Source organism: Ruegeria sp. C10, assembly GCF_056537805.1.
On the sequence record NZ_JBQFSC010000001.1, the window covers coordinates 548,006 to 560,899 of the forward strand.

The 12,894-nt window shown below is 56.1% G+C and carries 9 protein-coding genes; 5 read left to right on the forward strand and 4 right to left on the reverse strand.

Features of this window, described 5'->3' with window-relative positions:
• Positions 1–301: 301 nt before the first annotated feature.
• The 5 genes from ACR0DE_RS02460 (at position 302) to ACR0DE_RS02480 (ending at position 6,877) form a co-directional block, all read left to right on the forward strand.
• On the forward strand, positions 302–2,485 hold the full coding sequence (locus ACR0DE_RS02460) for a serine/threonine protein kinase (protein WP_480751612.1): 2,184 nt from the start codon (positions 302–304) through the stop codon (positions 2,483–2,485).
• A 200-nt stretch (positions 2,486–2,685) separates the two neighbouring features.
• On the forward strand, positions 2,686–3,663 hold the full coding sequence (locus ACR0DE_RS02465) for an FHA domain-containing protein (RefSeq protein ID WP_480751614.1): 978 nt from the start codon (positions 2,686–2,688) through the stop codon (positions 3,661–3,663).
• Positions 3,663–4,442 carry a PP2C family protein-serine/threonine phosphatase gene (locus tag ACR0DE_RS02470; RefSeq protein ID WP_480751617.1) on the forward strand — a complete coding sequence of 260 codons (780 nt, stop codon included), beginning with the start codon at positions 3,663–3,665 and terminating at the stop codon, positions 4,440–4,442. The genes ACR0DE_RS02465 and ACR0DE_RS02470 overlap by 1 nt, the downstream gene beginning before the upstream one ends.
• Before the next feature lie 22 nt (positions 4,443–4,464).
• Complete coding sequence (locus ACR0DE_RS02475; protein WP_170511889.1) at positions 4,465–5,727, forward strand: transporter substrate-binding domain-containing protein; 1,263 nt, start codon at positions 4,465–4,467, stop codon at positions 5,725–5,727.
• Between the two features lie 43 nt (positions 5,728–5,770).
• Positions 5,771–6,877, forward strand: coding sequence for a peptidoglycan-binding protein LysM (locus ACR0DE_RS02480; RefSeq protein WP_480751620.1), 1,107 nt, complete (start codon positions 5,771–5,773; stop codon positions 6,875–6,877).
• Positions 6,878–7,261: 384 nt separating this feature from the next.
• On the opposite strand, the gene ACR0DE_RS02485 is transcribed toward ACR0DE_RS02480, so the two are convergent.
• The 4 genes from ACR0DE_RS02485 to ACR0DE_RS02500 form a co-directional block, all read right to left on the reverse strand.
• On the reverse strand, positions 7,262–9,475 hold the full coding sequence (locus tag ACR0DE_RS02485; RefSeq protein ID WP_480751622.1) for an NADP-dependent isocitrate dehydrogenase: 2,214 nt from the start codon (positions 9,473–9,475) through the stop codon (positions 7,262–7,264).
• Between the two features lie 210 nt (positions 9,476–9,685).
• Positions 9,686–10,651 carry a sensor histidine kinase gene (locus tag ACR0DE_RS02490; protein ID WP_480751625.1) on the reverse strand — a complete coding sequence of 322 codons (966 nt, stop codon included), beginning with the start codon at positions 10,649–10,651 and terminating at the stop codon, positions 9,686–9,688.
• Positions 10,639–11,316: a response regulator transcription factor gene (locus tag ACR0DE_RS02495; RefSeq protein ID WP_170393903.1), complete on the reverse strand. Its 678-nt coding sequence runs from the start codon at positions 11,314–11,316 to the stop codon at positions 10,639–10,641. Before ACR0DE_RS02495 ends, ACR0DE_RS02490 begins: the two co-directional genes overlap by 13 nt.
• The gene (locus ACR0DE_RS02500; RefSeq protein WP_480751627.1) at positions 11,294–12,760 is read right to left on the reverse strand and encodes a DUF4153 domain-containing protein; all 1,467 of its coding nucleotides are present in this window, start codon (positions 12,758–12,760) and stop codon (positions 11,294–11,296) included. Before ACR0DE_RS02500 ends, ACR0DE_RS02495 begins: the two co-directional genes overlap by 23 nt.
• Positions 12,761–12,894: the final 134 nt, after the last annotated feature.

Consider the following 12,894-nt stretch of genomic DNA (forward strand, 5'->3'; position numbering starts at 1 on the left):
AAGCGTTCGGAATCAGCGCGATATTGTTTCGAATTCGTGGACCAAGCGTCTATTTCGGCGGTATAGAATCCATTTCTTCCATCAGGCAAACACAACATATAGTGGGATGATGGTCTGGACTCACTATATAGGCGATTTCGATTTTTGTGATCCATAGTGAAGCCATCAGGCGGCCCCAATAAAGTCAAATTTGAAACGTCTAACCGTCTTTAGTGTCCTGCGGTTGTGTTTGGTTGTGAGTTCGCGGGCTGAAGCCCTGGTTATCTATGCCGCAATAAACGAGTAGAATGGGCGGGAAGAAATGAGCCACAACCAGGCGGTCGGCGCAACGCACGACGAACCTCAGATCGAAGGATTGCAGCCAGGCGCAAAGCTGCTGCGCGGACAGTATGAAATCCTCCGGTTCCTAAGCAACGGCGGGTTTGGGATCACCTATCTCGCGCGCGATAGTCTGGATCGCGATGTGGTCATCAAGGAATGCTATCCGGGGGCGCTCTGCCAGCGGAATGGTGATCTGGTCGAACCTGCCAACCCTGACCACAAAGAAGACCTGCGCGCCATTATCGACCTGTTCATTCAGGAAGCACGCAACCATGCGCGGCTGGTTCATCCCAACATCGTCGACGTGCATCAGGTGTTTGAGGACAACGACACCGCTTATATCGCGATGGACCTGATCCGCGGATGCGATCTTCTGGATTATGTCGAAAACCCCGAAAACAAGAGCGGACCGGACTTTATCGTTCAGGTCACCGAAAAAATGCTGTCTGCGGTGTCGTTCATTCACCAAAGCGGCATGCTACATCGCGATATTTCACCCGACAATATCCTGATCGATGAGAATGGCGAACCCATCCTGATCGACTTTGGCGCAGCACGCGAGCAGGCGGCACACAAGTCAGCAGCGCTATTGACGCTGCGCGTGATTAAGGACGGGTATTCGCCGCACGAATTTTATGTGCGTGGCGCGGATCAGGGCCCCAGCAGTGACCTCTATGTACTGGCTGCAACGCTGTATCATGCGATCAGCGGCGAGCGACCGATTGATGGCCAGACACGTTTGAATGCGTTCAACAACGGCCAAGACGATCCTTATGAACCGCTGACAGGGCGATTCAAAGGGTATCCTGACGGGTTCCTTGAGGCGATCGACAAAGCAATGGAAGTGCACGCCACTGACCGTGTGCAAACCGCATTGGACTGGCTGCGCATGTTCCGTGGTCCCGGTGTGATGTTCGACAGTTTCGCGTATCGCCCGGTTTCGGTCATTGTTGGCATGGATCGCAAAGACGAAGAGGCCGAAAAAGAACGGATCAAAGCCGAAAGCGAGAATGCAGAGGCCGTCGTGACCGCGCTGCTGGCCGGGAACTCTGATCTGGCCCTCGGGAACGAGGAAAAAACGGAAGACACTCTTGCTAAATTTGCACCTCAGGACGAGGCCGTTGCTGCAGTCGACACCGTTGTAAAAAGCGGCTCGGGCGGCAGTGGCAAGATGATCGCGGGTATCGCGATTGTATTGGCGGCTCTGGCAGGAGGTGGATACTTCGTAATGACGGGCGATCAGCAATCGCCCGAGGCAACCCCGGTGACTGCAGAGGCTCCGACTACTCCGGTGCCCGCAGAAGCAGCTCCGGAACCCGTCGAGCAGACCGCCGAAGCCACAACAGAGCCGCAACAGGCCGAAGTCGCTTTGGCATCAGAACCAGAAGCGGCGCAGGAACAACCTGTCGAGCAGGCTAATGAGGTGCCAGAAGCCGCCATTGTGTCAGAGCAGCAACCCGAAGAAATCGCTTTGGTGGAACCTGAAGTAGTGGAACCTGAAGTGACGGAACCTACGGTTGAAGACATCACACCCATCGCACCTGCGACGCCGGTAAATCTAGCCGAAAACCAGGTCGCATTTGGGCACTGGGATATTGAGATTCCATTCACGATGTCCAAGCGTCGCAGCTCGACCGGGAGTGTCATTGCCATCAATGGATTGAACGCCGGTCAAGATAGGTCGGTGATCGGGGATTGGGTCGAACGGGGCGCTACGATTTTTACTCTGAATGGTGAACCTATTCGTCCGGACACAACGCTTGCATCGTATGTTCTAGATAATTTCTCGGTCGATCCAGACGGGTATATCCGTGTAGCAGCGCGCTATCGCAGTCTGGGCGAAACGCGCGCGCAGAATGGATTGCTGGCCCTGCCCGCCTTCCGCAGTTTTGGCCTTCTGAACGGTTATTCGTTTGATGTGGCTCATGCGGGCGAGGCAGGTTGGCAAACCGTCGTCGCATCTGTTCCGGAAGAAGTTGCTGGCAGTTTGCAGCGGGGGGATGTGCTGCTGCGCGAAACACAGACTGGTGTCTCGATCAATGAGCCCGAGAGTCTGGACGGCATCCTTGCTCAACTTGTTTCCGACAACCAACCCGAGGCGCGCCTGAGCATACTGCGCAACGGAGCTGAAAGTACTGCGGTCATGCAACTAACGCAGGAGTGATCGCCCAGTTGATGTTACTATCGCCAGTTTCAGTGTGCTGGGGGTGCCGCCCATCGCGTCACCCCGTCGGGGACCAACCCGTCGCGACGTAAATGTTTCTCTGTTTCCTCTTCATCAGTGCCCTGCGCCTACGGCGAAGCGGTTTGTAGCAGTCCCGCGGGTGAAACCCCGCATCAGAAATCAAAGAAGGTGACGACACCATGTTCAAATACAAAAGCCCTCTGAGCCGGCTTCTAGAAGGTGCCGGAAAACCGAAAGAAGAAGATGCGGTGGAAACCGAAACCGAAACCGTTGCGGAACCGGTCGAAACAGAAAGCGCTGCTCCTATTGCGGATTTCAACGCCCTGCGCGCGGCCCTTGCGGGTGGAAACGTTAGCTCGGACAGCTACGAGGAAGCAGACGAACTGATCCCCGAAGAACCGATGCCCGAGTTTTCGGAAGACCAGATCGAAGATCAGGCGACCGAAGAAGAAGTGGCCGAGGTTCAAGAGGTCGAAGAAGATGAACAGATTGTCACGCTTCATCTGACTGCGGAAGACGAGGTTCAGGACGATGAACCCGAAGTCACCGTAGAAGAACCAGACGCCATCGAACCTGAAGTCGTATCTGAAGTTGCGGGCGAGGTGGAAATCGTCGCAGAACCCACACCGGAACCGGAGCCTGTTGATGTAACCCCGGAACCCGCCATGGTCGCACCTGCACCTGCACCGGCTGAAGATCGGCGTTCTCGTGTGAAGACGACGTTTTTGGGTTTCGAGCGTGCAGACACGCATGTTCAGGAGCTGATGGAATCAGCTGAGCCCGTTGAAAAGACAGAAGCGGCCGAACAGACATTCCCGGTTGGCTGGCTGGTTGTGACCGCCGGACCGGGTCGGGGTGCCGCGATTACCTTGACCGAGGGATTGATGCAGATCGGTCGGAATGACGATCAGGCTATTCAGCTGGATTTCGGCGACACCGGGATCTCTCGCAGCAATCACGCCGTCATCGCATATGACCCAGAGGACCGGAAATGCTATCTGGGCCATGGCGGCAAGGCCAACTTGGTGCGCCTGAATGGCAAGCCTGTGCTCAGCACCATAGCCTTGTCCAGCGGCGATCTGATCCGGATCAGCGAAACCTCGATCCGCTTCACCGCTTTCTGTGATGACGGCTTTGACTGGCGGGATGCCGATTAATGCTGGCGACTCCTGCATATGATATTGCCCTGATCCTGGACCAGGGTCAGCGCGACTCGCAGGAAGACGCGATTGCTGCGCGGGTCTCTGACTCGGCAGACGCGGGTTATGTCGTGATTGCCGACGGTATGGGCGGCCATGAAGCGGGCGAAGTTGCTTCGCAGTTGGTCATTTCAGCCTGGCGCGATGCGATGGATGCCCAGTTGGATGGGCCCGACCTTGCTGAGAGCGCACTGCTCGACGCTCTGCCGTTGGCCGCGATGCAGGCCAACGCCGCTATGGCGAGCCATAGTGAGGAAAACGAGGTCAATCTGGGCTCCACCCTTCTGGGCATGTTGATGCTGGATCAACGCGTATTCTGGATCTCGATCGGTGACAGTCCACTTTACCTGTTCCGCAATGATGCCCTGTCACAGGTCAACGAAGATCACTCGATGGCCCCGGTGATCGACGAACAGCTCGCACAAGGATTACTGAGCGCGGAAGAGGCGCAGGGCCATCCGGATCGTAACCAACTGACTTCGGTGATCATGGGGGCTGCGATCCCAAAAGTGGATTGTCCGGAACAACCATTGGCGCTGATTGCGGCAGATGTACTGATCCTTGGCAGTGATGGCCTGCAATATCTCGGCAATTCCGAGATCGAAACGCTGGTGCGTACGCATATTCATTCCCCGGCTCGCGATATTGCTGATGCGCTGCTTCAAGCACTGCATGCAAAGGCAGACCCGGATCAGGACAACATTTCAATCGCCGTGGTCAAACCGGCACAGACTTAGACAGGCAGTGAAACAGGACAAAATGCGAAACCATCTTATCATATCCACCCTCGCTCTTGCTGCTGCAACAGGTGCAGCATCGGCGCAAGAGGCGTGTTCGACTTATGAAATCCAGCCCGGTGACAGCTTGCGGGAACTGGCAATTGCCGTCTACGCGACGGAAGATTACCGGGTCATCTATGATGCGAACCGGGAAACGATCGGGTCGAACCCCAATATCATTCGCGTCGGTGATGTCCTGACTTTCCCTTGTCTTGAAGATATCGGGCGCGCGGCGCAACTGCCGGATACCGAAGCTGGCCGCATGGCTGCGGAAATGGCCTCGGAACTGGTCAAAGCTGCCGAGGAACGGGCTGAAAAAGCCATTGCCGAGGCCGAAGCCCGCGTGGCCGCTGCAGAGGCCGAAGCTAAAAAGACCAGCGAAGAAGCCGTAATCGCGGCCAAGGCTGCGGCCAAGAAAGAGATCGAAGCAGCGCGTGCGGAAGGTGCCGCATTGATCCGCAACGCGGATGGTGGCGAAAGCCCTGAAATTCGTGACCGTCAGATTTTGTTGATCACGGGTGGTAACTACGCCCCGTTTACGGATGAAGCGCTGCCAAATCGTGGGCTTTATACCAACCTGGTTGAAACCGCGATGCTGCGGGCCGCGCCCGAGCAGTCCTACAAGATTCAGTTCGTTAATGACTGGTCGTCGCATCTGGACCTATTGATGCCGACTCTCGCCTTTGACGCCACATTCCCTTGGTCGCGGCCGAACTGTGAACAAGCCGCTACGTTGTCGGAAAATGATCGTTCACGGTGCGAAACCTATAATTTCTCAAACCCATTCTACGAGGTCGTTGATACGTTCTTCGCAAAAAGCGGTTCGGGTTACGAAGAGACTCTGACTTATGCAGATTTCGCGGGCACAACGATTTGTAGGCCGGAAGGTTGGTCACTGTCGCATATGGATGCAGTTGGTCTTTACGAGCCTGCAATCACTTTGATGCGCCCCGTTTCACCCGATGATTGTTTTCGCGCAGTCATGGATGGCACAGCCGATATTGTCGCGATCGAAGCGCATCTGGCGGTCGAAGCAATCGGGCGTCTGGGCTACGAACATCAGATCATCGAAAACCCCAACCTAGCGGCAATCAAGTCGCTTAACGTCATGACCCACAAAGATAATCCGGATGGGGAAGCGATCCTTGAGACGCTCAACCAGGGTCTGGCGATCATGCAGCAATCAGGCGAGTGGCGCGACATCGTATCTACCGCACTGCGCTATCAAATGGAAAATGGCTAAGGCCTTGATTGGCCCAACGAAACAAAGTCTGGAGGAAGTGGACATGTTTAACAAGAAATTGAAGAAAGCAGTACTGTCGGCATCAGCCTTCACCGCCCTGAGCGTAGGTGCAGCCGCCGCTCAAGAGGCCTGCTCCAACTATACGGTTCAGGATGGTGACACATTGGCGACCATCGCCATTGCCGCCTACGGCACCTCAAACTATCAGCCGATCTTTAACGCTAACCGCAATGCAATCACCAATCCCGGTTCGCTAACCCCCGGTCTGGTACTGGCGCTGCCCTGTGAGGATGGCAGCCTGCCCAACGGTCAGAGCGCGCAAGAACTGATCGCGGCAGAAGAACAACGTGCTGCAAGCGTCAAGCGCTCGAATGTCTACGCGCCTCCGATCAAGATGGTCGCTGGCAACGGTTGGGAACCGTTCACTACTGAAGATCTGAGCGGCGGTGGCATCATGACCCGTCTGGCGACGACAAGCCTTCAGCGTGCTGGTAACAGCCGCGATTTCTCGGTCAGCTTTGTAGATGACTGGAGTTCGCATCTGGACACACTGTTGCCACTGGGTGCGTTTGATATTTCGATCGCGTGGACTGTACCGGATTGTACCAACCGCTCATATGAGTGGTCTGCAGAGACCGAAGCCCGGTGTACCCAATTTGTCGCTTCTGTTCCGGTATATGACATTGTCGGAGGTTTCTTCACTTTGCCTGAAAGCGAATACGCAAAGGCGACAGATTTCTCCGACCTTGAGGGCTCGACCGTTTGCCGCATGGCAGGCTGGAGCATGGTGGTGCTGGAAGAACAAGGGCTGAACCGCGAGAACACAACCGTGGTCCAACCCAATTCGGCTCGCGAATGTCTCGATGCCGTATTGACCGGTACGGCAGACGTGGCTGCATTCGAAGTTGATCTGTTTGCCTCGACAATGAAAGACATGGGTTTGACCTCGGCGGATATTGTTGAGAACCCGTATGTCTCGACACTGTCTTCGATGAGCTTCCTTGCACACCGCACCAATCCATTCGCGCGCGAGTACATCGCGATGATGAACAAGGGTTTGATCGAGATGCGCGAATCCGGCGAATGGTACGCGATTATTTCCGACACGCTGCGCGAACAAAATGAAAAGCTGAACGCAGCATCAAACTAATCCCTCGGTCGTTATGACCTTTCTTAGGGGCCGGTCTTCGGACTGGCCCTTTTTTTGTCGGTGGGTCAGAATCTTCAATGATAACGGCAAAGCCAACTGACTAGGCCTCAGACGTGGCGCAGTCAGCATTTGGACTTATTTGCACATACATAATGACTATTTTTATCCTTAATCGCTCATAAAAGGCGGCCGTCTACGGGAATCCCCGAATATTCAGCGTGAACGATAAGCGTAGGATGAACTCAACTGCACCGGTGAGGCGTAAGCCCCGCCACTCACTCAGAAAGAGGCTGGCTATGGGGGCTGGCCTTTTTCTTTTTCAGGGCACGAAAAAACCGGCCCTCTTCGGACCGGTTTCTCTTTAGGCGTTTATGCAACCCTGGCTTATCCGATGATCGCATTCAGGGTTGCACTTGGCCGCATCACCGCAGCCGCTTTGGCCGGATCAGTGTGGTAGTATCCACCCAGATCGGCGGGTGCGCCCTGTGCTGCCGCCAACTCGGACAAAATCTGTTCTTCTTTGTCCGCCAACTCTTTCGCGAGCGGTGCAAACTCGGCGGCAAGCCCAGCATCATCGGATTGCCCCGCCAAAGCTTCGGCCCAGTAACGAGCGAACCAGTAGTGGCTATCGCGGTTATCCGGCTGGCCGACTTTGCGGCTGGGTGACTTGTTGTTATCCAAAATTCCCTGCGTGGCAGCCTCGGCAGCGGCTCCCAGGACGCCCGCTTTGGCGTTGCCCTTGCTGTCAGCAAGGAAGTTCAGGGATTCTCCGAGCGCACAGAATTCACCCATGGAGTCCCAGCGCAAGTGGTTTTCTTCAACCAGTTGCTGAACATGTTTCGGCGCCGAACCACCTGCACCGGTTTCGAACAGACCGCCGCCATTCATCAGTTTAACGATTGATAGCATCTTGGCCGACGTCCCCAGTTCGAGGATCGGGAACAAGTCGGTCAGATAATCCCGCAATACGTTACCGGTGATGGCGATGCTGTCCTTGCCCGCCGTGATAGTTTCCAGCGATTGGCGGGTTGCTTCACGCGGGGCCATAGTCAAGAACTTGTCGGCCACGCCTGCAGCTTCAAGCGCTGGTTTGACATACTTGATCAGCTCGGCGTCATGTGCGCGGTTGGCATCCAGCCAAAAGATCGCCTCGGACCCGGTCAGGCGCTGACGGTCCATCGCCAGCTGGATCCAGTTCTCGATCGGGGCCTTCTTGACGGTGCAGGCGCGCCAGATGTCGCCCTTTTCGACGTCATGGGAATGCAGCGTTTCGCCATTGGCCAGAACGATACGGATTGTACCATCTGCGGGCGCTTCAAACGTCGTCGGGTGCGAGCCGTACTCCTCGGCCTTCTGCGCCATCAATCCAACGTTGGCGACGGCTCCTGCGGTGGCTGGGTTCAGTGCACCATTGGCTTTGAAGAAATTGATGGCCTCATCATACACCGGTGCATAGCAACGGTCAGGGATCACACAGATAGTATCGCCCTTGGCGCCGGTTTCGTCCCAACCCTTGCCGCCAGCACGGATCACTGCGGGCATCGAGGCGTCGATGATAACATCAGACGGGACATGCAGGTTGGTGATGCCACGGTCCGAGTCCACCATATACATCGACGGACGATCCCCTTCGATCGCATTGATTGCGGCGACGATGTCTGCGTTGCCCTGAACCCGCTCAAGCAGGTCCCCCAGACCCGAGTTCGGGTTTACACCCAGTGCGTCCAGCTCTGCACCGAATTTTTCGAACACGGGGGCAAGCCAGGCCTTGACTGCATAGCCGAAGATAATCGGGTCACTGACCTTCATCATCGTCGCCTTCATGTGCAACGAGAACATGGTGCCGTCTTTCTTGGTGTCCTCAATGGCTTCGGTCAGGAACGACGACAGCGCCTTGACCGACATGAATGTTGCGTCGGCCACAGTTCCTTCGGCCAGTGGCCAAGCGTCTTTCAGAACCGTAACGCTGCCATCTTTGCCCACAAACTCAATTTTGGCATCGCCGGCTTGCGCCGCAGTGATCGTTGCCGATTTCTCATTGGCGTAAAAATCATTGCCCGGCATCGAAGACACTTTGGTCTTGCTGTCCGCGCTCCACTCTCCCATCGAATGAGGGTTCTTCTGGGCATAATTCTTCACAGCGCGCGCTGCGCGGCGATCGCTGTTGCCTTCGCGGAGGACCGGGTTCACGGCCGAACCCTTGATGGCGTCATAACGCGCACGGATCGCCTTTTCGTCGTCCGTCGAAGGCTCTTCGGGGTAGTTCGGAATGTCATAACCCTGTGATTGCAGCTCTTCGATGGCTGCCACCAGCTGGGGCACCGACGCCGAGATGTTGGGCAGTTTAATGACATTTGCGTCCGGTGTTTTCACCAGCTCACCTAAAGCAGCCAGATCATCAGTAATACGCTGTTCGTCTGTCAGCTTTTCGGGGAAGGTCGCGATAATACGCCCGGCCAGCGAAATGTCTTTGGTTCCGACGCTGACACCGGCTGCTGACGCAAACTTGCGGATAATGGGCAGGAACGAGGCGCTCGCCAGCTCGGGCGCTTCGTCTACAATGGTATACAATACGTCGAAGTTCGATTTTTCTGCCATATTCCCTTACCTTTTTTAAGCCTTTCAGGGGCGTGCGATCCAAGAGCATGTGCCGCCGTGACATAGGCACCAATCCCAAAGGGGACATGACGGCCCCACGGGTGACTCTGATTTGACAGGGCCTCCCTTAAATGAGGATTGGCTTGGGATCAATCGTATTGAGCGGCGCAAATTGACACGGGTCGAATTAGTTTGGGCTGTTGAGTGATATCACGCACCCGGAAACACCAACTCAAATCGCGCACCGGTCTTGGAAGGCACCAGCAAAATCCGCCCGCCATGTGCCCCCAACAGGTTTGTAACGATGGTCAGGCCCATCCCGGTCCCTCCCTTCTCGCGCGCGGTTGTGAAGAATGGGTTGAAGATGCGGTCCCGGTTACCGTCGGATATGCCGGGACCGTCGTCTTGGACAACCAATCGACCGGTTTCCGCGATAAGGGTCACCTGCCCTGCCCCGTGACGGCGCGCATTGTCCAGAAGATGTTGCAGAGCAATTTTCAGACCAGAGGCTGCAAGGTGCAAAGTCTGATCGCCCCCTTCAATGCGGATGTCCAGTTCGGGAAACGAAGCGTACAACTGATCAGCAAGATCATCCAGCTTTGCCGATCCGTGATGTTCCGGCACCCGTGCCTGTGCAACCGTGTTAAGCGCGCTGAGCTGCGTTTGCATCTGATCGCTTGCACCCAATATCTGTTGCAGCAATGCGTAATCCTGGTCCGAGAGCGTTTCGGCCTCAGCCAACAACTCTCCTGCCGCACGGATCGCGGTGACAGGGGTTTTCAACTCATGCGTGACATGATCTGCAAAGACGCGGATCGAAGCTTCGCGCCGTTGCAGCGTATCCGCCATGCTCAGAACCGAACCGGCGAGGCGCGACAGTTCTTGTGTGCCGTAGTGATCGGGCGGCTCGGCGCGTTGCCCTTGTTCAATGGCCCCTGAATAGGTCGCCAGCGACGTTATGGGGCGGAGCAGAAGCCGAACCATAAGGTATCCGACCACTCCGGTCGCACATCCGATCACGATCGCCAGCAAGCCCGCAGCGTTTCGAAACCCGATCTCAGGTCCAAGATACCGCAGCGCGATCAGACCCAGCAGAGACAGGGCGAGCGTACCCGCGAGACCTCCGCCAAGAACAAAACCCAGCGAAGGGCGCCATTTGCGTCTCAGCCCGGCCATGCACCCATCCGCAATCCGATCCCATGCACGGTTTCGATGGCACCGGCCCAGCCCTGATCCCCCAACTTGCGTCGTAAGTTCCGCAAATGACTATCCAGTGTCCTATCCGAGACCGGACTGCCTGCGCCATAAATCGCATCAACCAATTGTGGTCGCGAGACGATGGCGGCGGGCGTTTGCATCAGGCGACGCAAAATCGACAGCTCGGTTGCGGTTAAGGCAAGCGCATTGCCGTCGACCCGAACCAAATGCGCCGACACATCCATTTCAACCGGGCCATGCCGCAGTAGAAGCTCTGCAGCACCCGGTTTGCTGCGTTTCAGGATGGCTTTGATCCGTGCAACCAACTCACGGGGGCTGAAAGGTTTGGTCACGTAATCATCCGCTCCCAACTCGAGGCCCAAAATGCGATCAATCTCGTCATCACGCGCGGTCAGGAACAAGATTGGTACGTCCGAGCGTGCCCGCAAGCGACGACAAACCTCAAGCCCATCGATCTCAGGCAGGCCGACGTCCAGCACGACAAGATCAGGCGCTTCCCGCATCGCGTGGGTTAGAGCCATTTGGCCATCGCGGGCGGTAACCGTTTGGTAGCCCGCGCGCTCAAGCGTGATCGAGACCAGCTCTCGCAGGCGTGGATCATCATCCACGACGAGGATTTTCATCTACCTTCTCCGGCATGGGTTCGACGGCCAGATTACGGATCACCCGATCTGCGCGAAAGCCCCAATTCCTCCAATTGTCGACGACCGGAGGGGTTACGCAATTGCGTACCCGTTTGTCCTTCAGCAACTCTGCCGCCGCCATCTCATTGAGCTGACATGCGTAGTAGGCATCAAACCGTATCGGATTTTCCAGATTCCAACGGGCGATTAAGGCTGAAAAATTCACGAAGCAGCATGCATAGAGCACGCCAATCCCCAGGATCGCAGATCGCAGCAATAACCAACGGTTCGATTTACCCTGCAAAATTTGCCAACCGGTCAGACACAAGCCCACAGCAACCAGCGCCATCCATATTGCCGCATGAACACGCAAATAGGTCAGCCCGTAGAAATCAACGTAAAGCGACAGGCGCATCAGCGATGAGATCACCAGCAGTACATTCTGCGCCAGCCACAGCATCATCCATCTTGTCAGCCCCTGCCGCTCGTTCAGATAGGGTCGCGCGGCCAAGGCAAATGCGCCCGCCAGCAAAGCTGTGACCAAGAGTGGGTATGCCCCGCGATGAGCATATTCAGCATAGGTCATCCCCTCGGGCAACTTGGCGCTGCCCCAGAGATAAACCATGTCCATCCCCGTTTGCACCGCCAGCAGCAAGTTGAACACCATTAGCGCATTTGCAACGGATTGGGCATTCAGGCCAAAAGCAGGCAATGGGCGCTTGCGTCCGGGGCCAAATCGGGGGGCAAGCAAGTCAGGCCGCAAGGCGACCGCAAGAAAGGGCCAGATCGTGATTGCCGCCCCGATCCAGAATAGCAGTCGGTCGAACCGCAGATCAAATCGCCAAATCCGATCGATCCAATCAGACAAGATCGGATTGGCCGCAACCATCAGCGAAGCAAGGATCAGTGCGCCTCCGATCGGGAAACTCCAGTTGCGCAGTGCACGAAGGGCAACCCCGTCAACGCGGGAAACCGAATGACCTTTCTGAACCGCCTCTATCCCGTGTCTGAGCGCCAATATTGGAAACAGAGACAGAAACCGGCGAACCGAAGCGACCTCATGATTGCCCAGCACGGCCCAACACAGCGCAATGGTCGATCCACCCAGCAAGAAAGCTACGGACAGGGCCTGAACATATTCCACCACCGGAAGAATGCTAAGCAGCAAAAGAAGGGTTGGCCCGACAAGTCCACCACGGCGGCGCAGCAAGGCAAACACTACAGCGGAAACCGCCAACGTAAAGAGTGCGATTGAAAGGCCAGGAGAATGGTCGAAAAACAGAAAATCGGCGAGCGCAACCAGAAACACCAAACCCAAAAAAGCGTGGCGATTGCCGGGTTCCGCTAAGCCATCGGCTCGGTTTGTGCCTCGATCAGGGGTGTCCAGCCACCAACTATCTTGTAAAACTGATGCCGGTACACCGCGCACGATGAACTGTCCCATTTAACTGCTCCTTGTTTGTGTTGGTTCTGTCTGGCCTAGGCAGGTGCAGATCACCGCGTAAGGGTCGTGCATTTTTTGTGCAGAGGTGCTTTTCGTAGCGCAGCCTCTTCCCCTTGTGCGTGCCGGTGGCTAAG

What these genes read in the sequence shown, in the direction of transcription:
- ACR0DE_RS02475 (WP_170511889.1), top strand. Translation starts at nt 4,465, where the DNA reads ATGCGAAACCATCTTATCATATCCACCCTCGCTCTTGCTGCTGCAACA.
- ACR0DE_RS02490 (WP_480751625.1), bottom strand. Translation starts at nt 10,651, where the DNA reads ATGGCCGGGCTGAGACGCAAATGGCGCCCTTCGCTGGGTTTTGTTCTT.
- ACR0DE_RS02480 (WP_480751620.1), top strand. Translation starts at nt 5,771, where the DNA reads ATGTTTAACAAGAAATTGAAGAAAGCAGTACTGTCGGCATCAGCCTTC.
- ACR0DE_RS02470 (WP_480751617.1), top strand. Translation starts at nt 3,663, where the DNA reads ATGCTGGCGACTCCTGCATATGATATTGCCCTGATCCTGGACCAGGGT.
- ACR0DE_RS02500 (WP_480751627.1), bottom strand. Translation starts at nt 12,760, where the DNA reads ATGGGACAGTTCATCGTGCGCGGTGTACCGGCATCAGTTTTACAAGAT.
- ACR0DE_RS02465 (WP_480751614.1), top strand. Translation starts at nt 2,686, where the DNA reads ATGTTCAAATACAAAAGCCCTCTGAGCCGGCTTCTAGAAGGTGCCGGA.
- ACR0DE_RS02495 (WP_170393903.1), bottom strand. Translation starts at nt 11,316, where the DNA reads ATGAAAATCCTCGTCGTGGATGATGATCCACGCCTGCGAGAGCTGGTC.
- ACR0DE_RS02460 (WP_480751612.1), top strand. Translation starts at nt 302, where the DNA reads ATGAGCCACAACCAGGCGGTCGGCGCAACGCACGACGAACCTCAGATC.
- ACR0DE_RS02485 (WP_480751622.1), bottom strand. Translation starts at nt 9,475, where the DNA reads ATGGCAGAAAAATCGAACTTCGACGTATTGTATACCATTGTAGACGAA.